A 23,737-nucleotide genomic window follows, 5' to 3' on the forward strand; every position below is an offset into this window, starting at 1 on the left:
GCCGACCCGCACATGCCGAAAACCGGCCCGGGGCAGGCCCAAAGAACGCCCCGCGGAATTTCATCACCGGGGCCAGGGGACTGCGGAGCCGGGGGCAGGGCGCCAGGGAGTTCAGGGGCCACGGAGTACGGGGGCCAGAGCGCCGCGGCCCGGGTTACTGCCGCGGATCCGGATTGCGCGGCTCATCGCTACCCATATCAGCGGCTCCAAACAGCTTTTCCACGGGGGAATCGGTGCCTTCATTGGCCCGCGGCATCAGTTCCGGATGGTGCAGGTCCAGTGCCGGACGCTCCGAGCGGATGCGCGGCAGCGAGGTGAAATTGTGGCGCGGCGGCGGGCAGGACGTGGCCCATTCAAGGGATCCCCCGAAGCCCCACGGGTCATCCACTTCCACTTTTTTGCCGTGGCGCCAGGTGATGTACACGTTCCAGAAGAACGGAATCATGGACAGGGCAAGGATGCCGGAGCCGATGGTGGACAGCTGGTTCATGCCGGTGAAGTTGTCCTCCACCAAATAGTCCGCGTAGCGGCGCGGCATGCCCAGCACGCCCAGCCAGTGCTGGATCAGGAAGGTTGTGTGGAAGCCGATGAACAGGAGCCAGAAGTGGATTTTGCCCAGACGTTCATTGAGCATCTTGCCGGTCCACTTGGGCCACCAGAAGTAGAAGCCGGCGAACATTGCGAAGACCACGGTTCCGAAGATGACGTAGTGGAAGTGTGCCACCACGAAGTAGGTGTCCGAGACATGGAAGTCCAGCGGCGGTGCGGAGAGGATGATGCCGGTCAGGCCGCCGAACAGGAAGGTAATCAGGAAGCCGATGCTCCAGAGCATCGGCGTCTCAAACGTGATGGATCCCCGCCACATGGTGCCGATCCAGTTGAAGAACTTCACGCCGGTTGGCACCGCGATGAGCATGGTCATAAAGGCGAAGAACGGCAGCAGCACGGATCCGGTGACGTACATGTGGTGTGCCCATACGGTCATGGACAGGGCAGCGATGGCAATGGTGGCAAACACCAGCCCCTTGTAGCCGAAGATCGATTTGCGGCTGAAGACAGGCAGGATCTCGGAGATGATGCCGAAGAACGGCAGCGCAATGATGTACACCTCGGGGTGGCCGAAGAACCAGAACAGGTGCTGCCACAGGATCGAGCCGCCGCGTTCCGGATTGTAGATGTCGGCGCCGAACCGGCGGTCGGCACCGAGGGCGAACAGGGCTGCGGCCAGCGGCGGGAACGCCATCAGGATCAGGATGGCGGTGACCAGGGTGTTCCAGGTGAAGATCGGCATCCGCCACATGGTCATGCCCGGGGCGCGCAGGCAGATGATGGTGGTGACGAAGTTGACCGCACCCAAGATGGTGCCGAAGCCGGACAACGCCAGCCCAAAGACCCACAGATCCCCGCCGAGGCCGGGACTGAATGCTGTGTTGGAAAGCGGGGTATAGGCGGTCCAGCCGAAGGACGCCGCCCCCTGGGGCAGGATGAACCCGGCGAGGGCAATGGTGCTGCCGAAGAGGAAGAACCAGAAGGCCAGCGCGTTCAGCCGGGGGAACGCCACATCGGGGGCGCCGATCTGCAGCGGCATGATGGCGTTCGCAAACCCGGCGAACAGCGGGGTGGCGAACATCAGCAGCATGGCTGTGCCGTGCATGGTGAAGAGCTGGTTGTACTGTTCCTTGGTCTGCAGGATCTGCATGCCCGGTTCAAAGAGCTCCATGCGGATGATCAGTGCCATCACGCCCGCGAGGCAGAAAAAAGTGAATGAGGCGATCAGGTACATGTACCCGATGGTTTTGTGGTCTGTGGAGGTGATCCAGTTGACGACGATGCGCCCTTTGGAAACCGGAACAACCCGGGGCGCAACATAGGTGCCGTCCGGTTCCGCGGTGTATTTCACTGTCGACATGGATCTATCCCCATCAGCCGTTGGGTACTGCCCTGCCAGAAACGTTTCAGACCGTGTGCTTCGTATCGTAGGGCGGCCGCGGGCTGCCCGCCAGACCCCCGGCCCTTCGGGACGGCTCCGCGCAGCCAATGGCTTCACGGGTTTTCACCGCGGGCAGGGAACGAGCGGAAGGTCCCGGTGGTGCACCGCCTGCGGACGGCAGGGCAGAATCAAGTCATGGACAAGGACACGCACAACATCCCACCAGGTGCCGCTGGCGCCACGCCCCGCACCGCTGTGGTTACCGGCGCCGGATCCGGTATTGGGCGGGCAACCGCGCAGGCGTTCCTGGCAGCAGGCTACCGGGTGGTGCTTGCGGGCCGGCGGGAGGCTGAGCTGCAGGAAACTGCTGCCGGCCACCCGGAGGCGCTGGTGATGCCCACCGACGTCACCGTGCCCGACGACGTCGAACGGCTGTTCGCTGCCGCCGCCGGAACCTTCGGGCGGGTGGATGTGCTGTTCAACAATGCCGGGGTCTTCGGGCCCACCGGCAGCATTGACGAACTGAGCATTGAGGATTGGAACCGGACCCTGGCGGTCAATGTCACGGGCACCATGCTGTGCGCCGCCGTGGCGGTACGGCACATGAAGGCACAGACACCCCGTGGCGGACGGATCATCAATAACGGTTCCATCTCGGCCCACACTCCCCGCCCGCTCTCCGCGGCGTACACCGCCACGAAGCACGCTGTGACCGGACTAACGAAGTCCATCGATCTGGACGGCAGGCCCTACGGCATCACCTGCGGGCAGATCGACATCGGCAACGCCGCCACCGAACTGCTCAGCGGGATCAGCAGCGGCCAGGGCGCACTTCAGGCCAACGGCACCACATCGGTGGAGCCGTCATTCCCGGTGGAGGAAGCGGCCGCGGCGGTGCTCTTTATGGCGTCGGCACCCGCCTCCGCGAACGTCCGTTCCCTGGTGGTTACGGCATCGGGGATGCCGTTCGGCGGCCGCGGCTAAGCGAATCAGTCTTTGCGGGCTTTCCGTGTTTCGCTCGCGTTGGCCTTTTGCAGGGCGTCCACCAGTTCGTCCTTGGTCATCTTGGAACGGCCGGAGATTTCCAGCTTGGAGGCCAGCTCGTAGAGGTGTTCCTTGGAGGCGTTGGCATCCACACCGCCTGCCGTGTCCTTGGAGGATCCCCGCCCTTCGGCCGCCCTGGCATCGGAGGGGCCCTTCCCTTCCTTTTCCTCCCAGTGGTCACCCACCTTTTCATGGGTGTGCTTCAGCGAGGCGTAGGCAGTACGCGCGGCCCGCTCGGCGTCGTCGTACTCCTCCATGGCGGAGTCATACGTCTTTGCGAACGTGTCCTGCGCCTTTTTGTCCGAGCGCTGCAGGGTGGAGGGCAGTTCGTCCTTGATCGGCGAACCGCTCTTTCCGGTCTTAGGCATTTCGGACCTCCGTGCTCTCCGGTCGCCCGTTTCCGTGTGTCATGCCGTTCCTTCCGGTCCGTCGCTGCCAGGGGTTCTTCCGGTTTTACCACCGGAGAATCGGACGCCTCAAGCCTCTGCACGCGGCTCGCCCCGAACATTTCAGGCGTTGGCCTGGGCCTCTTTGATGTCCTCTTCATCGATGCCGAGCACCTCCAGCTTGCCGCTCCGGCGGTCCGCCAGGTACTGCTTCATTTCCCGCTTGATCACCGGCAGGAGGAGGTAGACACCCAGCAGGTTCACAAAGGCGCAGACAAACAGTGCCGCATCCGCAAAGCTGATGACCTGGCTGAAGGACAGCACGCACCCGGCCACCGTGAACGTCAGGAAAATGACCTTATAGGTGACTTCCCGGCGACGCCCGCGGCCAAAAAGGTACTCCCAGGATTTGAGTCCGTAATAGGACCAGGTGATCAGGGTGGAGTAGGCGAACAGGGCCACGGCTATGGAGAGGACAACAGGGAACCACGGCAGCGCGGTGGCGAAGGCGTCCGAGGTGAGGATGACGCCATCGGGAGCATCGCCACCGCCCTGCACCTGGTCAATTCCGGCCTGCAGGCTGGGAGTCGAGGCCATGATGATGGTCAGGGCGGTCATGGTGCAGATAAGGACCGTATCCACCAGTGGCTCGAACATGGCCACGAAGCCCTCACTGACCGGGCGGCGGGTTTTGACCGCCGAGTGCGCGATGGCCGCGGATCCGACGCCCGCCTCGTTGGAGAAGGACGCGCGCTGGAAGCCGACAATCATGACGCCGATGATGCCGCCGGCGAAACCTTCGGGACGGAAAGCACCCTCGAAGATGGCCCCAAACGCCGCCGGCACATTCTCGATATTCACAATGATGACGAACAGGCACGCCAGGATGTAGACCGCACTCATGGCGGGGACCAGCTTGGAGGTGGTGGCACCGATGGATTTGATGCCGCCCAGGATCACCACCGCCACCAGGGCGGCCAGGATCAGGCCGAAGATCAAGGCTCCGCCCGCGCTGCCCAGGAGCCCGTCATCACCCCCGGTGACATTCTGGATCTGCGCGAAAGTCTGGTTGGCCTGGAACATGTTGCCGCCGGCGATACCGAAGATCAGGATGGCCACGGCAAACACGCCGGTGAGGATCTTGGCCGGCCAGCTGCCGAAGCGGGCGAACGCCACCGGCAGGTATTTGAACGGCCCGCCGCTGATGGAGCCGTCGGCATGCACTTCGCGGTATTTCACGCCCAGTGTGCATTCGGCGAACTTCGTTGCCATGCCCAGCAGGCCAGCCAGGATCATCCAGAGGGTTGCTCCCGGCCCGCCCAGGGCCATGGCCGCGCCAACGCCGGCAATGTTGCCCAGGCCCACGGTGCCGGACAGCGCCGAAGTCAGTGCCTGGAAATGCGGCACTTCCCCGGGGTCCTCTTTCGAGGAGAACTTCCCGCGGACCACTTCCACCGCCACTTTTAGTCCGCGGAACTGGATGAAGCCGAAATAGATGCTGAAGACTATTCCGGCACCGATCAGCCAGGCGACCACCACGGGAAAGCTGAAGTCACCGATGCTGACCGGAAAAAACACGATCGCCGAGAAAACCGCGGTAATCGGTTCGAAGAAGGAATTGACGGCGGCATCCACAGACCCGAGCCATCCGACTTCCTCCGACGCCGGTGCCATCGGAACTGCCCGTGCTGCACTCATCAATCGAACCTCGGTTTTCAGTAAGCATGCTGTCGAAGGGACACCATAGCCTTACTTAAAACACGGATGTTAGACAAATCACATCAGCCGGACGCAGCGCGCAGCGGTCAGCACTCCACCACGTTGACGGCGAGTCCGCCGAGGGCGGTTTCCTTGTACTTCGAACTCATGTCGCGGCCGGTTTCGCGCATGGTCACAATAACTTCGTCCAGCGAAACACGGTGGTCGCCGTCGCCCCAGAGCGCCATCTTTGCCGCGTTCACGGCCTTTGCCGCTCCGATGGCGTTGCGTTCGATGCAGGGCACCTGCACGAGTCCGCCAATCGGGTCACAGGTCAGGCCCAGGTTGTGTTCCATGGCGATTTCGGCGGCATTTTCCACCTGCTCCGGACTGCCGCCGAGGATCTCGGCCAGACCGGCGGCCGCCATGGACGACGCCGAACCCACTTCGCCCTGGCACCCCACCTCAGCACCGGAGATGGAGGCCTGCTCCTTGTACAGCACGCCCACGGCACCCGCTGCGAGCAGGAACCGGACCACCACGTCGTCGCGCTGTTCGGGCGTGGCGTTTTCCATTCCGGGACCGTAGTGGGTGGCGTAGAACATTACCGCGGGAATGATGCCTGCGGCACCGTTGGTGGGTGCGGTGACTACCCGGCCGCCGGAGGCGTTTTCCTCGTTCACGGCCAGCGCCACCAGGTTCACCCATTCCTGCCAGAACTTCGGATCACGGTTGGGGTCTTCAGCGCGCAGCCGGGTGTGCCAGGCGGGGGCACGACGGCGGACCTTCAGCCCGCCGGGGAGCAGGCCCGTGCGGCGGATCGCGGAGTTTTTGCACTCCTCCATGACGTCGCGGATGTGCAGCAGGCCGGCACGGATGTCCTCTTCGCTCCGGGCGGCCTTCTCATTGGCCAGCATGACTTCGCTGATGCTCAGGCCGTTTTCGGTACAGTGCCGCAGCAGCCCGGCAGCGGTGCGGAACGGATACGGCAGCTCGGACTTGCTGGCTTCCAGCTCCAGGGCCGCTGCCCGTTCCTCGCCCTCGCGAACAATGAACCCGCCGCCCACGGAGAAGAATGTTTCGGCGTGCAGCACTGATCCGTCCCCGGCCATGGCCGCGAACTTCATGCCGTTGGTGTGCCGGGGCAGCACCGTCAGTGGGTGCAGGACAATATCCGCCTCGCCGTATTCCAGCGGGCGGGCGACGGCGCCGGGCACCTCGCTGCAGAGCTGCAGTTTGCGGGTGGCCTCGATGTCGGCGAGCCGCTCCTCCACCTGTTCCGGCAGGATCAGTTCGGGGGCGAAGCCTTCCAGTCCCAGCAGCACGGCGGTCATGGTGCCGTGGCCGCGGCCGGTCGCCGCGAGGGACCCGTACAGGTCCACGCGGAGGCCGGCCACGGAATCCAGGATGCCGGCGTCCACCAGTTCACCCGCGAACACGGCAGCGGCACGCATCGGACCCACGGTATGCGAGCTCGACGGGCCGATGCCCACGGTAAACAGATCAAAAACGCCGACAGCCATCGGGTGTCCTAACGGTGTGCTGCCGCCGGGGCCGCGGAGAGATCCGCGACATCGGTGTACAGCGGGTGGGATTCAGCCAGGGCGGTGACGCGGTTGCGCAGCGGTGCCAGATCGGCGTCGCCAGCCGCAATCAGTGCCTGCGCAATGATGTCCGCAACCTCGCGGAACGCGTCCTCATCGAAGCCGCGGGTGGCCAGGGCGGGGGTGCCGATCCGCAGGCCCGACGTCACCATCGGCGGACGCGGGTCGAAGGGCACCGCGTTCCGGTTCACGGTGATGTCGATCTGCGCCAGCCGGTCTTCGGCTTCCTGCCCGTTGAGGGAGGCATTGCGCAGGTCCACAAGCACCAGGTGCACGTCCGTGCCGCCGGAGACCACCGAGATCCCGGCAGCAGCGACGTCGTCGGCCAGCAGGCGCTCGGCGAGGATCCGCGCACCGGCGAGCGTACGTTCCTGGCGCTCACGGAATTCGGGCGTGGCGGCGATCTTGAAGGCGGTCGCCTTGCCGGCAATAACGTGTTCCAGCGGCCCGCCCTGCTGGCCCGGGAACACTGCGGAATTGATCTTCTTGGCAATGTCCGCGTCATTGGAGAGGATGATGCCGCCGCGCGGACCCGCGAGGGTCTTGTGCGTGGTGGTGGTGACCACATGGGCGTGCGGAACCGGGCTGGGATGCAGTCCGGCGGCCACCAGGCCGGCGAAGTGGGCCATGTCCACCATCAGGTAGGCGCCCACCTCGTCGGCGATGCGGCGGAACGCCTCAAAATCCAGCTGCCGGGCGTACGCGGACCAGCCGGCGACGATCAGCTTCGGCCGATGTTCACGGGCCAGGCGGGCGACGTCGTCCATGTTCACGGTGTGGGTCGTTTCGTCCACGCCGTAGGGAACGATGTTGTAGAGCCGGCCGGAGAAGTTGATCTTCATGCCGTGGGTCAGGTGGCCGCCGTCGGCCAGGGAAAGCCCCAGCACGGTGTCGCCCGGCCGGATCAGCGCATGCATCACCGAGGCGTTGGCCTGCGCACCGGAGTGCGGCTGTACGTTGGCGAAGTTCGCGCCGAAGAGTTCCTTGGCACGGTCGATGGCCAGCTGCTCAATGACGTCCACGTATTCGCAGCCGCCGTAGTAGCGGCGGCCCGGGTAACCCTCGGCGTACTTGTTGGTCAGCACCGAACCCTGCGCCTCCATGATGGCCACGGCGGTGTGGTTCTCCGAGGCGATCATCTCCAGGCCCTGCTGCTGGCGGCGCCTCTCGTTGTCGATCTGCTCGGCTACCTCGGGATCAACCTCGGCCAGCGGGGAATTGAGGAAATCGCTCACAGCTCGCCGCCGTTCTTCTCGGCGTACTCCTCAGCGCTAAGCAGCTCACCCTCGGCGGTGGCGTTCACCGTGAACAGCCAGCCGGCGCCGTACGGGTCCTCGTTCAGCAGGGCCGGGTTGTCGATGGCTTCCTGGTTGATTTCCACTATCTCGCCGGATACCGGAGCGTAGAGGTCCGAAACGGACTTCGTGGACTCGACCTCGCCGCAGGTCTCGCCGGCGGTGACCGTGTCGCCAACGGCGGGCAGGTCAACGTAGACCACATCGCCCAGGGCGTCGGCAGCGACGGCGGAAATGCCGACGCGGACGGGACTGGAGGAGTCGACCCACTCGTGTTCGGCGGAGTAGCGGAGTCCTGCGTTTACTTTGCTCATCTGTTTGCCTCTCGGAAAGCTTGATCGTGGTTTGCTTCAAAGTTTAGGTTCCGAGGGCCCGCGGGGCGGCATTCGCCGCCCCTTAGCGTTCCAGATCCTGCCCTCCTCCTCGCAAGCTCGGTGAGGGAACCTTGGATCTTTCACTTCCTCGTCGTTCCTCGCTCGGCGATGCGGGCTACACAGAATGCCCCGCGTCCGACGCGTTCGTCCCGCCTTACTATGCTCACACCCACGTACCCACATGAGAGGCTCGCAAGAAGGTGACCGTCAGCGGGCCCTCCGGCGCCGGCGTCACGAGAATCTTTTATTTTTTTGGTTTACCGCTTCTCGCGCTTATAGAACGGAAGGGGGACAACCTCGAACTGCTCGGGCTTGCCGCGGAGGTCCACGTCCAGGAGGGTGCCGGGTTTGGTGTAGGCGGCATCGACGTAGGCCAGGGCGATCGGGAAGCCGAGGGTGGGGCTGGGAACGCCGGAGGTGACTTCGCCGATCGTCTCACCGTCCTTCAGGACCGGGTAGGAGCTGCGGGCCGACCGGCGGCCGGAGCCCTTCAGGCCCACGAGCTTCCTGGCCGGGCCGGTTTCCTTGCGGGCTTCGAGAGCGGTGCGGCCCACAAAGTCGCCTTCCTTGGACAGGGCCACCACCGGGCCGAGGCCCGCGGCGTAGGGGTCGGTGTCCAGGGTGAGCTCGTTGCCGTAAAGCGGCATGCCGGCTTCCAGCCGCAGGGAGTCGCGGCAGGCCAGGCCGGCCGGGATCAGGCCAGAGTCCGCGCCGGCGGCGAGCAGCGCGTCCCAGAGGGCCGCGGCGTCGTCGTTGGGCACGTAAATCTCAAAGCCGTCCTCGCCGGTGTAACCGGTGCGGGCCACGAGCAGGTTCAGCGTCCGCTCCCCCGCAGTGACATCCACTGTGTCCGCGGCGTAGTACTTCATGCCGGTGACGGCTTCGTGCTGCGTTTCGGGCACGAGTTCCAGCAGGATGGCCTCGGCTCCCGGGCCCTGCACTGCCACCAGTGAGGTTTCGGTGGACACGTTGGTCACCGTGACGTCGAAGCCCTCGGCGCGGGCGGCCAGTTCAGCGGCCACCGTGTCCGCATTGCCGGCGTTGGGGACCACGAGGAACGAGTCCTTTGCCAGCCGGTAGCTGATCAGGTCATCAATGATCCCGCCGTCAGTGGTGGTGATCAGCGAGTACTTGGCACGGCCCGGCTTCACGGCGGAGAGCCTGCCCACCAGTGCGTAGTCCAGGAACGCCCCGGCGTCGGGGCCGGAGACCTCCACTTCGCCCATGTGGGAGAGGTCGAACAGGCCTGCGGCGCTGCGCACGGCCTTATGTTCGGCCAGCTCGGAGCTGTACTTGAGCGGCATCTGCCAGCCACCGAAGTCGGTGAACGAGGCGCCCAGCTGTTTGTGCGCCTCATAGAGCGCGGTGTATTTCTCAGTCACTGGAATAACCCCTAGTTCTTGAACTCTTCGATGGGCGGGCAGGAGCAGATCAGGTTCCGGTCGCCGGCGGCGCCGTCAATCCGTCCCACCGGCGGGAAGTACTTATCCATCCGCAGGCTGCGCAGCGGGAAGGCTGCCTGCTCGCGGGGGTAGGCACGGTCCCATTCGTTCCCGGCCACCACGACGGCGGTGTGCGGGGCATTGCGCAGCGGGCTGTCCTCCAGGCTGAAGTCCCCGGCCGCCACCTGGTCGATTTCGGCGCGGATGGCGATCATCGCGTCAATGAACCGGTCAATCTCGCCCAGGTCCTCGGACTCGGTGGGCTCCACCATCAGGGTGCCGGCCACCGGGAAGGACAGCGTGGGGGCGTGGAAACCGTAGTCCACCAGGCGCTTGGCCACGTCCTCGGCGGTAACACCGGTCTTCGCGGTGAGTTCACGCAGGTCCAGGATGCATTCGTGCGCTACGAGTCCGCCCTTGCCGGTGTAAAGCACCGGGAAGTACTCGTTCAGGCGTGCAGCCACGTAGTTCGCCGCGAGCAGGGCGTGCTTGGTGGCGCTGGTCAGGCCCTCGCCGCCCATCAGGTTCACGTAGGCCCAGGAGATGGGCAGCACGCCGGCGGAGCCGAAACGCGACGCCGAGACGGGGATGTCCTCGCCCTCGGTCCAGGTGGCGGCGTCGCCGGGCATAAACGGTGCCAGATGTGCCTTCGCGGCCACGGGTCCGACGCCGGGACCGCCGCCACCGTGCGGGATGCAGAAGGTCTTGTGCAGGTTCAGGTGGGACACGTCGCCGCCGAAGTCGCCCGGCTGGGCCAGGCCCACCAGGGCGTTGAGGTTGGCGCCGTCAATGTAGACCTGCCCGCCGGCCTCGTGCACGGCTTCGCAGACGTCGCGGACGTCGTCGTCGAACACGCCGTGCGTGGAGGGGTAGGTGATCATGATGGCGGCCAGGTTCTCCCGGTGCGCGTCGATCTTGGCACGCAGGTCCGCGTGGTCAATGGCACCGTCCTCGGCAGTGGCAACAACTACCACCTTCATGCCGGCCAGCACGGCCGAGGCGGCGTTGGTGCCGTGTGCCGACGCCGGGATGAGGCAGACGGTACGCTGCTCGTCGCCGCGGGAGTGGTGGTAGCCGCGGATGGCCAGCAGGCCGGCCAGTTCGCCCTGCGAACCGGCGTTGGGCTGGATGGAGACCGTGTCATAGCCGGTGATCACAGCCAGCTTCTCTTCCAGGTCCGCAATCAGTTCACGCCAGCCCTCGGTCTGGGAATCCGGGGCGAACGGGTGGATGGAAGCGAACTCGGGCCAGGTCATGGCCTGCATTTCCGCGGTGGCATTGAGCTTCATGGTGCAGGAGCCCAGCGGGATCATGGTGCGGTCCAGGGCCAGGTCACGGTCCGAGAGCCGCCGCAGGTAGCGCAGCATCTGGGTTTCGGAGCGGTAGGAGGAGAACACCGGGTGGGTCATGAACTCCGAGGTGCGCAACAGATCCGCCGGCAGGTCGAAGCCTTCCACCGAGTCTGCCGGGGCGGCACCGAAGGCGTCCGCCACGTCCGCGATGACGGCCGGCGTTGTGGTCTCGTCGGCGGAAACGCCCACGGTGTCGGCATCAACGAAGCGCAGGTTGATGCCCTTCGCCTCCGCCGCGGCCACAATATCTGCGGCCTTGCCGGGAACCCGGGCGGTCACGGTGTCGAAGAAGGTCCCGTGCAGCAGTTCGACGCCGGCGGCCTGGAGGGCGGCGGCCAGCGAACGGGCCGAGTCATGCGCCCGGCGGGCAATCGCCGTCAGGCCTTCGGGGCCGTGGTACACGGCGTACATGGAGGCGACAATGGCCAGCAGTGCCTGTGCGGTGCAGATATTGGAGGTGGCCTTCTCCCGGCGGATGTGCTGCTCGCGGGTCTGCAGGGCCAGGCGGTAGGCGGGGGTGCCGGCGGAGTCCTTGGAGACGCCGACCAGGCGGCCCGGCAGGGAGCGCTCCAGGCCCTTGCGCACGGCCATGTAAGCAGCGTGCGGGCCGCCGAAGAACAGCGGAACGCCGAAGCGCTGCACGGAGCCGACGGCAATATCCGCGCCCTGCTCCCCGGGAGGGGTGATCAGGGTCAGGGCCAGCAGGTCAGCAGCAACGGTGACCAGCGCGCCGCGTTCCTTTGCTTCGGCAATCAGCGCGGCCTGGTTGCGGACCACGCCGGAGGCACCGGGCTGCTGCAGCACGACGCCGGCCAGCTCACCGTCGGGGAGTCCGTTGGCCAGGTCCGCGACGATGACCTCGAAGCCGAGCGCCTTTGCCCGGCCCTTCACTACGGCGATGGTCTGCGGGAAGGCTTCGGAGTCCAGCACAATGGCACCGTTGCCCTTGGCCTTGTTGGACCGGCGCATCAGCAAAACGGCCTCAGCCACCGCGGTGGCTTCATCCAGCAGGGACGCATTGGCGATCGGCAGTGCGGTGAGGTCCTGGACCATGGTCTGGAAGTTCAGCAGCGCTTCAAGCCGGCCCTGGGAGATTTCGGGCTGGTACGGGGTGTAGGCGGTGTACCAGGCCGGATCCTCCACCACATTGCGCAGGATTACCGGCGGGGTGTGGGTGGAGTAGTAGCCCTGCCCGATCATCTGCACGGCGGTTTTGTTCTTCCCGGCGATACGACGCAGCGCGGCCAGGGTTTCCTCTTCGGATTTCGCCGGATCCAGCACCAGCGGGAAGCCCTGCCGGATGGCGGCGGGGACAGCCATGTCCACGAGCCCGTCCAGGGAGTCGTAGCCAACGGCCTTGAGCATGGTTTCGACGGCGTCGCCGCGGGCACCGATGTGCCGGTCCGCAAACGCGGCGGCAAGGGTGGAGGAGGACGGTTCTACAGGCATGAGAGGCTCCAGGAAAGGCAGACGGGGGTACGCCAACTAACGAAGGCTCCTCCCCGCTCTGTATTGGACCTGAGAGATTCCGCGGGTGTACTTCCGCTTGCACCGTCGGTGAGTCCCGGCCGTGGCCGGAGCTGCTTTCCAGAGTTGCCTCGCCATGGCGGTACGGGGGCCTGAGAGATTCCCGGGGAGGGTTTGCTCCTACGGCGCCCGGCGCGATGCTCGTGTGCATCCGGCGGGACTCTCCCGCCACGGCTGATAAAGGCATGTTCATTTGTGGGTGTCACACGCACGTGACACAGCAAACTCTAACCCGACGCCCGCACGGCCTCAACCCCTCGACACACCCGGCTGCGGGGGCCGTACGCAGCCCCACGCGAGCGCTGTGACCTGCAACGTCACAATCCTGTAATTTGACGGGGCCAGTGGGCGGCTTCCAAACTGAAATGTCGGCGGCAGCGCCAACAGCAAGGTGCTGTCCCCTTCCGGGAGCGGCATAGGCGAGTACGGCGGTTAGCTGCCGGCGGGTGCCTATTAGAAGGATTTTGATGTCTGAGCGCATTACCCGCCCACCGAGCGACAGCCCTGTTTCAGCGCCGCAAAACAATTCCGCTGAGCCGCATCTTGCCCGCTCACTCTCCAGCCGCCACATCCAGCTGCTGGCTATCGGCGGAGCCATCGGCACCGGCCTGTTTATGGGTTCGGGCAAGACCATCTCCGTTGCCGGCCCGTCCGTCATCTTTGTTTACGCGATCATCGGCTTCATGCTGTTTTTCGTTATGCGGGCCATGGGCGAACTGCTGCTCTCGAACCTCAATTACAAGTCCTTCAGCGATTTCTCTGCGGACCTGCTCGGCCCCTGGGCCGGCTTTTTCACCGGCTGGACCTACTGGTTCTGCTGGGTGGTCACCGGCATTGCGGACGTGGTGGCCATTGCCCACTATGTGACGTTCTGGTGGGGCAACGCTCCGCTGTGGATACCCGCGCTGGCCTGCATACTGGTCCTGCTCGCGCTGAACCTGCCCACGGTGAAGGCCTTCGGTGAGACCGAATTCTGGTTCGCACTGATCAAGATCATCGCTATCCTCACCCTGATTGTGGTGGGCCTGGCCATGGTCCTGACCGGCTTCACCCACGGCGACGGCGTCACGGCAGGCTTCAACAACCTCTGGGACCACGGCGGCTTCTTCCCCACCGGTCCCATGGGCTTTGTGGCCGGCTTCCAGATAGCCGTCTTCGCCTTTGTGGGCATCGAACTGGTGGGAACCGCCGCCGCGGAGACCAAGGACCCGGAGAAGAACCTGCCCCGCGCCGTGAACTCCATCCCCATCCGCATCCTGCTCTTCTACGTAGGCGCCCTCGTTGTACTGATGGCCGTGGTCCCCTGGGACGAATTCAGCGCCGATGAAAGTCCGTTCGTAGGGATGTTCACACTGGCCGGACTGGGCACGGCTGCGGCCGTAGTGAACTTCGTGGTGCTGACTTCCGCGGCATCCAGCGCGAATTCGGGGATATATTCCACCTCACGCATGGTTTTCGGCCTGGCGCACGACGGCGATGCCCCTCAGGCCTTCGGCCGGCTGTCCCGGCGCAAGGTGCCCCAAAACGCCCTGTTCTTCTCCTGCACCTTCCTGCTCGCCGGCGTCGTGCTCCTGTATGCCGGCGAGTCCGTCAGCGCCGCGTTTACACTCGTAACCACCATTTCCGCGCTGTGCTTTATGTTCGTCTGGTCCATCATCCTGGCCAGCTACCTGGTCTACCGGAAGCGCCGGCCGCAGCTGCACGAAGCGTCGAAGTTTAAGCTGCCGGGCGGCGTCGTTATGGTGTACGTGGTGTTCGCCTTCTTCGCCTTCATTCTGTGGGCGCTGACCACCCAGCCGGACACCTTCCAGGCCCTGTTGGTAACGCCCTTATGGTTCATCCTGCTCGGTGTGGTGTACGCATTCCTGCGCCGCACTCCCGTGCACCAGGCGCGGGTGGCGGCGCATCAGGACAAGGTGGTCCGCGAGCGCGCCGAAGCGGTGCGGGCCCGCTAGTACACCACGGTGCCCCGGGAGCTGACCCTTGCCCCGTCAGTCCGGGCGCCCGGTTTGCTGCTGGCGTCCAGTTCCAGGCCGAAGGTGTTGAGCGGTACCTCCAGTGCCGTCACCAGATGCGGAACCACCTCGTGCTGGATCCGGGCGATGACCCCCTGCACGTCCGCATCGGAGTTCACCGTGACCTTCATGGCCAGGTCGGGTTCATCTGCCGTGCCCCGCAGGCGCACGCTGGAGGAGACCACTCCGGGCAGCTGTTCCGTCTCGTTGCTGACGGCGGCCGCAAGCACTGCCGGATCGCAGACCGTTATGCCGCGCGCCGGGTCTTCCTGCAGGCGGAAGGTCCCCGCCGTCCGGCTGCGCGGAATCTGGGCCAGGATCCACCAGAGGCCAAGAATGCCCAGCACCACGCCGGCCAGCAGTACCGCCCACGGCGCTGACTCGCCGGCAAGCAGTTCCGCACCGTCCGCCAGCAGCGGCTCCGATGCGTTGGCCAGGCCGCCCAGCACACCGGTGGCGATAAGCACCGCCAGCACTCCGGCGGCAAGGAAAAGTATCCCGAGGATGATCAGCCACGTCCGGTTGGCCGCTCCGGCATGTTCTTTCATTGAGGCTGGCCTTTCTGCTTGTCCGTCACCGCTCCCGGGTCATTCCCGGGAGCGGATGGAGGCGGTGACTTCCGGCACCGGATCCAGTCCGGTGGCGGCAAGACGGGACCGCACCCCGTCCACCACCCAGTGCTGGAGATCCGCGGTGCCGTGCAGCGCGGTAGTGACCTCCAGATGGACCCTTCGACCCGAGGCACTCGCCGAGGCGGAGGACACCCCGTCAATGTGGTTGCAGGTGGACGCGGCCAGCCGCGCCACGGCACGCCGGCTCATCACCACCGTTTCCCCTCCCCGCACCGAAGGCACCCCGCCGGACTCCCCGGCTCCGGGCAGGCCCGGCATGTTTACGGGTTTGGCCCGCAGCGGCAGGGCGCCGAATTCGCCGGGGATGATCCCGCACAACAGCAGGACCAGGCCGATGAGGAGCAGGACCACCGCGGCGGTCCAGCCCTGAGGGCTGTCCCAGGAGGTGGAGGACAGCCACACCAGCGGCTCGGCAAAAAAGACCGGCCACATCCCTTCCGCCAGCCGGACCACTGCCGCCCACACCAGTGCCACCCCCAGTGCCAGCAGCAGGAGGGCGGTGACCGCGGCAGGGCCGGACCGGCTGGGTCTGCGCCGCATGGAGACCGGCGGGTGAATCCTCCCGCTCATTGCAGCCTCCGGCGTGAGAGCTCCGTCCCGGCGGGCTTCAGCCAGGACACAGTAATGTCCACCTGCCGTACCTCCACACCTGTCAGTTCAGTGACCCGGTCGCTAATCCGGCGGCGCAGCTGTTCCGTAGCCTGCCGCAGGGCAATCGGATACGGCAGTCCCACGGTGACTTTCAAACTGGCAATATTTCCCGCCAGTTCCACACTGGCATCCGGCCTGGCGGACAGATCGGCCCGGGCGCCGATCCCCAGAAAGCCTCCCGAACTGCCGCCTGCAAAGGTTTCATCCCGGGCAACCTGGCTGGCGGTTTTCTCCAGCACCCGCCGGGACAGCACGGTTTCCCCCCGGTCATTGATATCCCGTGCCGGACGCAGCCGTCCCGGCGCCGATGGGATGCTCATCGGCTTGACGCTCTGCCGAGCATCCCCTGAACGTCCACCTTTCCGTCCACCACCAGACCCACGAGGAGTCCGATCAGACCAAAGAGAAGCGTAATGAGGAGCGCCAGCCAACCGCCGAAGGCCAGCACGATTCCCAGTACCAACCCGATTACCAGACACCACCGCGTTGCGGACATGGAGTCCTCCTTCTGCTTGTTGTACTGCCGTTACTGCAGGCTCTTGGGCGGCTTGTTTTCGCTCTCGCCGCTCTCATCCTGTTCATCCGGCAGGTGTACGTCCGTGACATTCACGTTGACTTCGAGCACCTCCAGTCCGGTGGCGTTTTCCACGGACCGGATGACGTTGCGCCGGATGCTCTGGCTGACCTCCACTACGGAGAAGCCGTACTCCACCACGATGCTCACATCCACGGCTGCCTGCCGCTCTCCCTTTTCCACTGTGACGCCGTTGCTGACGTTGGTCTGCGAGCCCGGGATCCGCTCGGTCATGGAACTGAAGGCCCGCCGCGCTGCGTTGCCCATGGCGTAGACACCGGGCACTTCGCGGGTGGCCATACCGGCCAGTTTCTGCACCACGGTTTCTTCAATGGTGGTGTCGCCCCGGGGAGTCTGCAGCGGGCCGGACCGGCGCTGGGCATCCATCCCCGACGACTCGTGATCGTGTCCCTGCGGGTCCGGAGCCGGGGGCCGGGCCTGGGTTCCGGTTCCGGAGGGGTCCGGGACGCTCTGGGCTCCCCGGGGGGTGGTGGTTGCCGGTGTGGGTCCGGCCGGTTTCGATGGATCTGCCATGGGAATCATCTCTCCTGCGATCGTTGCGGCGTCACCGCGCACGCCCCTTACAGGATTAATGACGTGTGCGGACGGGAAACGTCACGGCCGCAGCTGAGATTTGGGTATCTTCCCCTCGGTCCGGCAGCCGCTTATTCCGCCCTGCCCGCACCTCTGGGAAAATAGGAGCAGATCCGGTCACTGCCGGACGGACAAGGGACACCATGGCAGGATCCGAGCTGCCGCAGGCGGCACATGACCGGAGGGGTTCCACCCGCAGCCCGGCGGGGACGGATACCGGCTTCCCGAACGAGGTTTCCCTCGTGGCGATGGCCAGGGGCGGCGATCTGACGGCGTTCGAATACCTTGTGACACTTTACCGGGAACGGTTGTTCCGGCTGGCCTACCGCATGCTGCGGGACCGCGGCGATGCCGAAGACGTTGTGCAGGACACCCTCACGGCTGGCTGGCGTGTGCTGCCGTCATTGGAACGCGACGATGCGTTCGGCGGATGGGTTTACCGCACAGCCACCAACCGCTGCCTCGACGTCCTGCGCCGCCGCACCTCCCACCCGCAGGACATGCTGGATCCGGATGCTGATGACCCGCACTTCCGTGCCACGTTTCCCGGTACGGACCCGCACCGCACCGCGGAAGTCTCGGCTGAACTCGAGACCCTGCGGCGTGCCCTCTCCCTGCTCCCGACGGACCAGCGGGCATGCTGGCTGCTGCGCGAAGTCCATGACCAGAGCTACGCGGAGATTGGTGCCGCCCTGAGGATCAGCCCCCAGGCGGTCCGCGGGCGGCTGGCACGGGCGCGGGAACACCTGGCAGCGGCTATGACGGAGTGGAAGTAGGCACCGGTAATGCTGGGTCACAGGACACATTTACCCTTGTAATTCCACTCCACAGATAATAATATCCACGATACGGAAGAAAGTGTAGGGTTGGCGGTTCATCACGGACCGCCGCGGCCCCGTTGCTGCACCCGCACCCGCCCCACAGGCATTGTCGACAGGGAGAACCATCATGGCCATTGAAGTAACCGACCCCTCACCCGCAGAGGGAGCGGAGCAGATCCTGACCCCCGAGGCACTGGAATTCATCGAGGAACTCCACCGCCGCTTCCGCAGCACCCGCGACGAGCGCCTCGCTGCCCGCACCGTCCGCCGCCGCGAGGTTGCCGCCTCGGGCAAGCTGGACTTCCTGCCCGAAACCGCCGAGGTTCGCAGCGGAGACTGGAAGGTAGCCGAGGCCCCGGCCGCACTGCAGGACCGGCGCGTGGAAATGACCGGCCCGGCCTCCCCCGCCAAGATGGCCATCAACGCGCTGAACTCCGGCGCGAAGGTGTGGCTTGCCGACCTCGAGGATGCCTGCACCCCCACCTGGCACAACGTGGTGGATTCGCAGGTGAACCTCTACCACGCCGCCCGGGGAGACCTTTCCTTCACGTCCCCCGAGGGCAAGGAATACAAGCTGCGCACGGATGCCCCGCTCGCCGTCGTCGTGATGCGCCCGCGCGGCTGGCACCTGCCGGAGAAGCACGTACTGATCGACGGCGAACCCGCCGTGGGCGCATTGGTGGACTTTGGCCTGCACTTCTTCGCCAATGCCAAGCAGCTGCTCGAAAACGGCCAGGGCCCGTACTACTACCTGCCCAAAATGGAGAGCCACCTCGAAGCCCGGCTCTGGAATGACATCTTTACCTTCGCCGAAGAGTACGTGGGCGTACCCCAGGGATCGGTCCGGGCCACGGTGCTCATCGAGACCATCCCGGCGGCATTCGAGATGGACGAGATCCTCTACGAACTCCGTGACCATGCCTCGGGCCTGAACGCCGGCCGCTGGGATTATCTGTTCAGCATGATCAAGGTCTTCCGTGACGCCGGAAAGTCCTTCCTGCTGCCCGACCGCGCCGACGTCACCATGACGGCACCGTTTATGCGCGCCTACACCGAGCTGCTGGTGAAGACCTGCCACCGCCGCGGCGCCTTCGCGATGGGCGGCATGGCCGCGTTCATCCCGAACCGCCGCGAACCGGAAACCACTGCCGCCGCCCTGGACAAGGTCAAGGCGGACAAGACCCGCGAAGCCGGCGACGGTTTCGACGGCTCCTGGGTGGCACACCCGGACCTGGTTGCCACCTGCAAGGACGTTTTCGACGGCGTGCTGGGCGAGAAGCCCAACCAGGTGGACCGGCAGCGGGACGATGTTTCGGTCAGCGCTGCGGACCTGCTGGATGTCAGCACCGCCGGCGGATCCATCACCGAGGCCGGACTGCGGTCAAACCTCTACGTGGCTGTCAACTACGTGGCCATCTGGCTTTCCGGCAACGGTGCAGTGGCCATCCGCAACCTGATGGAAGACGCTGCGACGGCGGAGATTTCCAGGTCCCAGGTCTGGCAGCAGGTTCGCAACAACGTGGTGCTTGAGGACACCGGCGACACGGTGACGGAGGAACTGGTCAGCCGGATCCTTGCCGAGGAAACCGAACGCCTGCGCGGTGAGGTCTCCGAGGAAATGTTCACGGCGTACTTCGAACCGGCCAGCCGCATGATCGGCGAGATCAGCCTCTCCGAGGACTACCCGGACTTCCTGACCCTGCCTGCATACGAGCTGATCGACTAGCCGGGCACACCGTCACGGTTCACCCCGGCGGTGTGAGCGAGCTTCGGGTCCTGCCGCTTTGCGGCGGGACCCGAAGGTAGCCGCTGCTCCAGCGGGTAATCGCCGCATAGGCCTGCGCCCGCACCGCCGGTGCGGACAGGAACACGTCATGCATGGCGTTGGCAATCCGCACCACGCTCACCGCGGAACCGAGCGACAGTGCCCGGTGGGCCACCACGTTTACATCGAGGGCGACGTCGGCGCGTTCCGCTGCCTCGGACCACCTCGGGTGCAGGTAACTCTTGTCCGAGAGCAGCACCAGCACGGGCACCTCCAGCCGGAGCCCGTCCGCCACGGTTGCCTGGGCTGAAAAGACGGCATCCAAAAACGCCACGGTAACGGGAAACCCGCGGACCGGGCGCCAGTCCGTGTTGTAGTGCCATTCCCCGCCAAACGCTGCGGAGACGGTCCGGGTGTAAATCCCCTGATCCACCGGAGGGAACAGAGTGCGGGGCCGGCGCTGCGCCTGAAGGCTCACCAGCGGAGACATCACGCGGCGGGCCAGTTCGGTGGCCTGGAATTCCAGCCAGGGACTGTTCAGGATCAGGGCAGCCGCCCGTCCCGGATGCCGGTACACCCAGGTGGCCAGCGTCAGCCCGCCGGTGGAGTGCCCAAGCAGGATGAGCGGGGCTGCGTCCGGCCGGTCCTGGCCCATGGCCAGCAGTGCAGCCTCCAGATCCGGGTCATACTCCGCGAGGCTCCGGGTAAAGCCGGGTTCCTGGCCCGGCCGCAGGCTGCGCCCGTAATTGTGCAGGTCCACTGCGAAGAAGCGCGCTCCACGGCCCGCCCAGTAGCGGGCCAGTTCGGTCTGGAAAAAGTAGTCCGACCAGCCGTGTACATACAGCACATCGGCAGGGACGGCGTCCGGGCTCCCGGAATCCGCCGCCGGCGCCGGCCCGCGGGGATGGGGCTCCGGCGGGACGTAACGCACAAGCGTGGCCACCGAACCACCGGGGAGGGGCATGGTCAGCTGCTCGAACCCCTCCCCCAGAATGTCCGGACGCCACTCCTGCGCCGCCGGGATCCCGTCCGCGGACTCATTCATTCTGTGCCGCCACGTTCCCGGCCGGGAGTCCGGTTCCGCTAGTCAAAAAGAATCACCTGGCGGATCGCGTGGCCGTCCGCAAGGGTGTCCATGGCAGCGTTGATGTCCTCCAGGGCGATCGTGGAGGAGACCAGTTCCTCCACCGGAAGTTTTCCCTCCCGCCAGAGCTGTGCATACACCGGAATATCGCGTGCAGGCACGGCAGAACCGAGGTAGCTGCCGATGATGGTCCTGGCCTCGGCCGTCAAGGTGAGCGGAGTGATCTCCGAGGTCTGGTCCGGGCCGGGAAGGCCCACTGTCACGGTGGTGCCGCCGGGCGCAGTGATCCGCACCGCTGTTTCAAAGGCCCGGGGATGCCCGGCTGCCTCGATCACCAGCGCCGGGCGGATGCCGGCCTCAATCGCCTCCTGCGGGGTATACACCGCGTCAGCGCCCAGTTCCTTGGCCCGGATGAGTTTCTCCGGCAGTGCATCAATGCCGATGACCGTGCGGACATCCAGCGACAGCGCCGTCAGGAGGGCTGCCATGCCCACCCCTCCGAGCCCGACTATTGCGACGTCGTCGTCCCGGCCCGGACGCGCGGGGTTCAGCACGGCTCCGCCGCCGGTAAGGACGGCGCAGCCCAGCAGGGCGGCTACCTGAGGCGGAATATCGTCCTCCACCGGCACCACGGACTTCCGGTTGACCACCGCGTGGGTCGCGAAGCCGGAAACGCCCAGATGGTGACGCACTTCCCCGCCGTCGGGGTAACGCAGCCGCATCCCGCCCCCAAGAAGCGTGCCGGCGTTATTGGCCGCGCTGCCGGGAATGCAGGGCATTTTGCCGTCCGTCCGGCAGCCCGCGCAGTCGCCGCAGCGCGGCAGGAAGGCCATCACTACCCGCTGCCCCACACTGAGATCCTGAACGCCGTCGCCCAGCTCCTCCACCCTGCCCGCCGCTTCATGCCCGAGCAGCATGGGCAAGGGCCGCACCCGGCTGCCGTTCACCACCGACAGGTCCGAGTGGCACAGGCTGGCCGCCTCGATGCGCACCAGGATCTCCCCCGGCCCCGGCGGATCGAGTTCCAAGTCCCGCACAGCTACGGGCCGGGAACGGGCGTAGGGGCGCTCGGCGCCCATGGTTTCGAGGACCGCTCCCCGGATGGACCTGGTGCCCTCGATACCCATGAACTCTCCTTCGAAGATTCCTGCCGCGCCTGTCCGGTCCGGCGGTTTCCGCACCGACAGCCTTATTCCACCACGTCCGGCACGTTCCAACACGCCCCGGATGGGCACCGGTGCCGGAATCCTTTGGCAAGATGAAGTCATGAGTGAGAGTTCCGCGACCGTACCGGCACTGCCGGACAAAGACACCCTTGCCTTAAAGCGTGCCCTGGCCGCCGGGGATGTGACCGTCTTTGTGGACGGGACCGCCCTGCGGCTTCCGGACGCAGCCAGGGACGCGGTGCTGGAGCTGCTCTCCCGCCTGGCCCGGGGCGATGCCGTCAAGATCTCCACCCCGGCTCCTGCGGACCCGCCCCTTCCTGCCGGGCCGGTGCCGCTGCTGACCACCTCGCAGGCCGCCGCCGCCGCCGGAATTTCACACACCTACCTGCGGAACCTGACCGACGCCGGCATCATCCCGGTGCAGTACCGCGGTTCGCACCGCCGCATCCGGATGGAAGACATCCAGGCCTGGCTTGAATCCCAAAGTGCCGCCAAAGCGGCGCGCGAAACCGCCGGCCCGGGCGGAACGGACAGCTGAGCCGCCAACCGGCAGCGGACGCATATGCCCGCAACGGTGCCCGGGGATCTATGCTGGGGCTGTGTCGGCGGACACCCCGCCGGCTGACCCTACTGACGGAGCAATACTGTGATCATCGGTATCCCCAAGGAAATCAAGAACAATGAATTCCGCGTAGCAATCACTGCCTCGGGAGTGCACGAGCTCCTTACCCACGGCCATGAGGTGCTGGTACAAAGCGGTGCCGGCACCGGTTCAAATATTTCCGACGCGGAGTATGCCGCGGCCGGAGCGCGGATCCTGGACTCAGCCGACGACGTCTGGTCCCAGGCCGCCATGATCCTCAAGGTGAAGGAACCCATCGCCTCCGAATACCGCCATTTCCGGCCGGGCCTCATTCTCTTCACCTACCTGCACCTCGCTGCGGAGGCGGAACTGACCTCTGTCCTGCTGGAATCCGGTGTCACCGCCATTGCGTATGAAACCGTGCAGCGCGGCAGGGCCCTGCCACTGCTTGCCCCCATGTCCGAAGTTGCCGGGCGGCTCTCGGTCCAGGTCGGAGCCCAGTCCCTGATGGCTCCCGCCGGCGGTCCCGGGCTGCTGCTGGGCGGCGTGCCGGGAGTCCGTCCCGCCAAGGTGGTGGTGCTGGGCGCCGGAGTCGCCGGCACCAATGCCGCTGCGGCCGCCGTCGGCGCCCATGCCGACGTCACCGTGCTGGACATCAATATTGACCGGTTGCGCGAACTTGATGCCCAGTACGCCGGGCGGATCAAAACCGTGGCATCCAACGCGTTTGAAATCGAGCGTGCCGTGCTGGACGCGGACCTCGTGATCGGCTCCGTGCTGATCCCCGGTGCCAAGGCCCCCAAGCTGGTCACCAATGCCATGGTGGCACGGATGAAACCCGGCAGTGTCCTGGTGGATATCGCCGTGGACCAGGGCGGCTGCTTCGAGGACAGCCACCCCACCACACACGAGGAACCGACGTTCCGGGTGCACGGATCGCTGTTCTACTGCGTGGCAAATATGCCCGGCGCAGTGCCGAACACGTCCACCTATGCCCTGACCAATGTGACGCTGCCCTACGCAGTGGCCCTGGCTGACCGCGGCGTCACCGGCGCTTTCGAGCGGTATCCCGAGCTGGCCCACGGCCTGAATATCGCCGGCGGACGGGTCACCCACTCCTCCGTGTCCGCGGCACATGGCCTTGAGCTGGCTTCGGACTGGCCTGAACTGGTCAACTCCTAGGCTCCGCCGCACGGTTCT

Annotated in this window: 21 protein-coding genes and 1 riboswitch; of the genes, 6 read left to right on the top strand and 15 right to left on the bottom strand. The window is 65.8% G+C overall.

The window, feature by feature from the left end; translation table 11 throughout:
- Positions 1-154: 154 nt before the first annotated feature.
- Complete coding sequence (ctaD, locus tag MUK71_RS15400; protein WP_227902963.1) at positions 155-1,909, bottom strand: aa3-type cytochrome oxidase subunit I; 1,755 nt, start codon at positions 1,907-1,909, stop codon at positions 155-157.
- A gap of 216 nt (positions 1,910-2,125) precedes the next feature.
- On the opposite strand from ctaD, the gene MUK71_RS15405 reads away from it, so the two are divergent.
- On the top strand, positions 2,126-2,914 hold the full coding sequence (locus tag MUK71_RS15405) for an SDR family oxidoreductase (RefSeq protein WP_227928274.1): 789 nt from the start codon (positions 2,126-2,128) through the stop codon (positions 2,912-2,914).
- A 5-nt stretch (positions 2,915-2,919) separates the two neighbouring features.
- Here the strand turns inward: MUK71_RS15405 and MUK71_RS15410 are convergent, their stop codons facing one another.
- From MUK71_RS15410 to gcvP, 7 genes are all read right to left on the bottom strand, one after another.
- The gene (locus MUK71_RS15410) at positions 2,920-3,342 is read right to left on the bottom strand and encodes a ChaB family protein (protein ID WP_227928272.1); all 423 of its coding nucleotides are present in this window, start codon (positions 3,340-3,342) and stop codon (positions 2,920-2,922) included.
- A gap of 141 nt (positions 3,343-3,483) precedes the next feature.
- Complete coding sequence (locus MUK71_RS15415; protein WP_227928270.1) at positions 3,484-5,058, bottom strand: alanine/glycine:cation symporter family protein; 1,575 nt, start codon at positions 5,056-5,058, stop codon at positions 3,484-3,486.
- Between the two features lie 107 nt (positions 5,059-5,165).
- Entirely contained in the window at positions 5,166-6,581 is a 1,416-nt protein-coding gene (locus MUK71_RS15420; RefSeq protein WP_227928269.1) for an L-serine ammonia-lyase, read from the bottom strand.
- An 8-nt stretch (positions 6,582-6,589) separates the two neighbouring features.
- On the bottom strand, positions 6,590-7,897 hold the full coding sequence (gene glyA / locus MUK71_RS15425; protein ID WP_279326966.1) for a serine hydroxymethyltransferase: 1,308 nt from the start codon (positions 7,895-7,897) through the stop codon (positions 6,590-6,592).
- The gene (gcvH, locus tag MUK71_RS15430) at positions 7,894-8,271 is read right to left on the bottom strand and encodes a glycine cleavage system protein GcvH (RefSeq protein WP_227902969.1); all 378 of its coding nucleotides are present in this window, start codon (positions 8,269-8,271) and stop codon (positions 7,894-7,896) included. The genes glyA and gcvH overlap by 4 nt, the downstream gene beginning before the upstream one ends.
- Before the next feature lie 317 nt (positions 8,272-8,588).
- Positions 8,589-9,713, bottom strand: a complete 1,125-nt coding sequence (gene gcvT / locus MUK71_RS15435; protein WP_227928267.1) for a glycine cleavage system aminomethyltransferase GcvT — start codon at positions 9,711-9,713, stop codon at positions 8,589-8,591.
- Between the two features lie 11 nt (positions 9,714-9,724).
- On the bottom strand, positions 9,725-12,574 hold the full coding sequence (gene gcvP / locus MUK71_RS15440; protein WP_227928265.1) for an aminomethyl-transferring glycine dehydrogenase: 2,850 nt from the start codon (positions 12,572-12,574) through the stop codon (positions 9,725-9,727).
- Positions 12,575-12,722: 148 nt separating this feature from the next.
- Positions 12,723-12,830: riboswitch (glycine riboswitch) on the bottom strand.
- 289 nt (positions 12,831-13,119) lie between these two features.
- Here gcvP and cycA point away from each other — a divergent pair.
- Complete coding sequence (gene cycA, locus MUK71_RS15445; RefSeq protein WP_227928263.1) at positions 13,120-14,607, top strand: D-serine/D-alanine/glycine transporter; 1,488 nt, start codon at positions 13,120-13,122, stop codon at positions 14,605-14,607.
- On the opposite strand, the gene MUK71_RS15450 is transcribed toward cycA, so the two are convergent.
- The 5 genes from MUK71_RS15450 to MUK71_RS15470 are packed head-to-tail and all read right to left on the bottom strand — an operon-like array spanning position 14,604 to position 16,911.
- The gene (locus tag MUK71_RS15450; RefSeq protein WP_227928262.1) at positions 14,604-15,215 is read right to left on the bottom strand and encodes an alkaline shock response membrane anchor protein AmaP; all 612 of its coding nucleotides are present in this window, start codon (positions 15,213-15,215) and stop codon (positions 14,604-14,606) included. The two genes, cycA and MUK71_RS15450, sit on opposite strands and share 4 nt — an antisense overlap.
- Positions 15,216-15,254: 39 nt before the next feature.
- Positions 15,255-15,869 (bottom strand): DUF6286 domain-containing protein, encoded by a 615-nt coding sequence (locus tag MUK71_RS15455; protein WP_227928260.1) that lies wholly within the window; start codon positions 15,867-15,869, stop codon positions 15,255-15,257.
- Positions 15,866-16,270: an alkaline shock response membrane anchor protein AmaP gene (locus MUK71_RS15460; protein WP_227928258.1), complete on the bottom strand. Its 405-nt coding sequence runs from the start codon at positions 16,268-16,270 to the stop codon at positions 15,866-15,868. Before MUK71_RS15460 ends, MUK71_RS15455 begins: the two co-directional genes overlap by 4 nt.
- On the bottom strand, positions 16,267-16,446 hold the full coding sequence (locus MUK71_RS15465) for a hypothetical protein (protein ID WP_244802797.1): 180 nt from the start codon (positions 16,444-16,446) through the stop codon (positions 16,267-16,269). Before MUK71_RS15465 ends, MUK71_RS15460 begins: the two co-directional genes overlap by 4 nt.
- A 30-nt stretch (positions 16,447-16,476) precedes the next feature.
- Entirely contained in the window at positions 16,477-16,911 is a 435-nt protein-coding gene (locus MUK71_RS15470) for an Asp23/Gls24 family envelope stress response protein (RefSeq protein ID WP_227903056.1), read from the bottom strand.
- A 350-nt stretch (positions 16,912-17,261) separates the two neighbouring features.
- On the opposite strand from MUK71_RS15470, the gene MUK71_RS15475 reads away from it, so the two are divergent.
- Together MUK71_RS15475 and aceB are read left to right on the top strand one after the other, a co-directional pair.
- Positions 17,262-17,894 (top strand): RNA polymerase sigma factor, encoded by a 633-nt coding sequence (locus tag MUK71_RS15475; RefSeq protein ID WP_227928256.1) that lies wholly within the window; start codon positions 17,262-17,264, stop codon positions 17,892-17,894.
- Between the two features lie 172 nt (positions 17,895-18,066).
- Positions 18,067-19,665 (top strand): malate synthase A, encoded by a 1,599-nt coding sequence (aceB, locus tag MUK71_RS15480; RefSeq protein ID WP_227902977.1) that lies wholly within the window; start codon positions 18,067-18,069, stop codon positions 19,663-19,665.
- A 19-nt stretch (positions 19,666-19,684) separates the two neighbouring features.
- On the opposite strand, the gene MUK71_RS15485 is transcribed toward aceB, so the two are convergent.
- Both MUK71_RS15485 and MUK71_RS15490 read right to left on the bottom strand, forming a co-directional pair.
- Entirely contained in the window at positions 19,685-20,749 is a 1,065-nt protein-coding gene (locus tag MUK71_RS15485) for an alpha/beta hydrolase (RefSeq protein ID WP_227928254.1), read from the bottom strand.
- 38 nt (positions 20,750-20,787) lie between these two features.
- Positions 20,788-21,915, bottom strand: a complete 1,128-nt coding sequence (locus tag MUK71_RS15490; RefSeq protein WP_227902979.1) for an alcohol dehydrogenase catalytic domain-containing protein — start codon at positions 21,913-21,915, stop codon at positions 20,788-20,790.
- A gap of 139 nt (positions 21,916-22,054) precedes the next feature.
- Between MUK71_RS15490 and MUK71_RS15495 the strand changes: the two genes are divergently transcribed.
- Positions 22,055-22,492, top strand: coding sequence for a helix-turn-helix domain-containing protein (locus tag MUK71_RS15495; RefSeq protein ID WP_227902980.1), 438 nt, complete (start codon positions 22,055-22,057; stop codon positions 22,490-22,492).
- Between the two features lie 108 nt (positions 22,493-22,600).
- The gene (ald, locus tag MUK71_RS15500; protein WP_227902981.1) at positions 22,601-23,719 is read left to right on the top strand and encodes an alanine dehydrogenase; all 1,119 of its coding nucleotides are present in this window, start codon (positions 22,601-22,603) and stop codon (positions 23,717-23,719) included.
- The last annotated feature ends 18 nt before the right edge of the window (positions 23,720-23,737 follow it).

The organism is Arthrobacter zhangbolii, assembly GCF_022869865.1.
Classification (GTDB): domain Bacteria; phylum Actinomycetota; class Actinomycetes; order Actinomycetales; family Micrococcaceae; genus Arthrobacter_B; species Arthrobacter_B zhangbolii.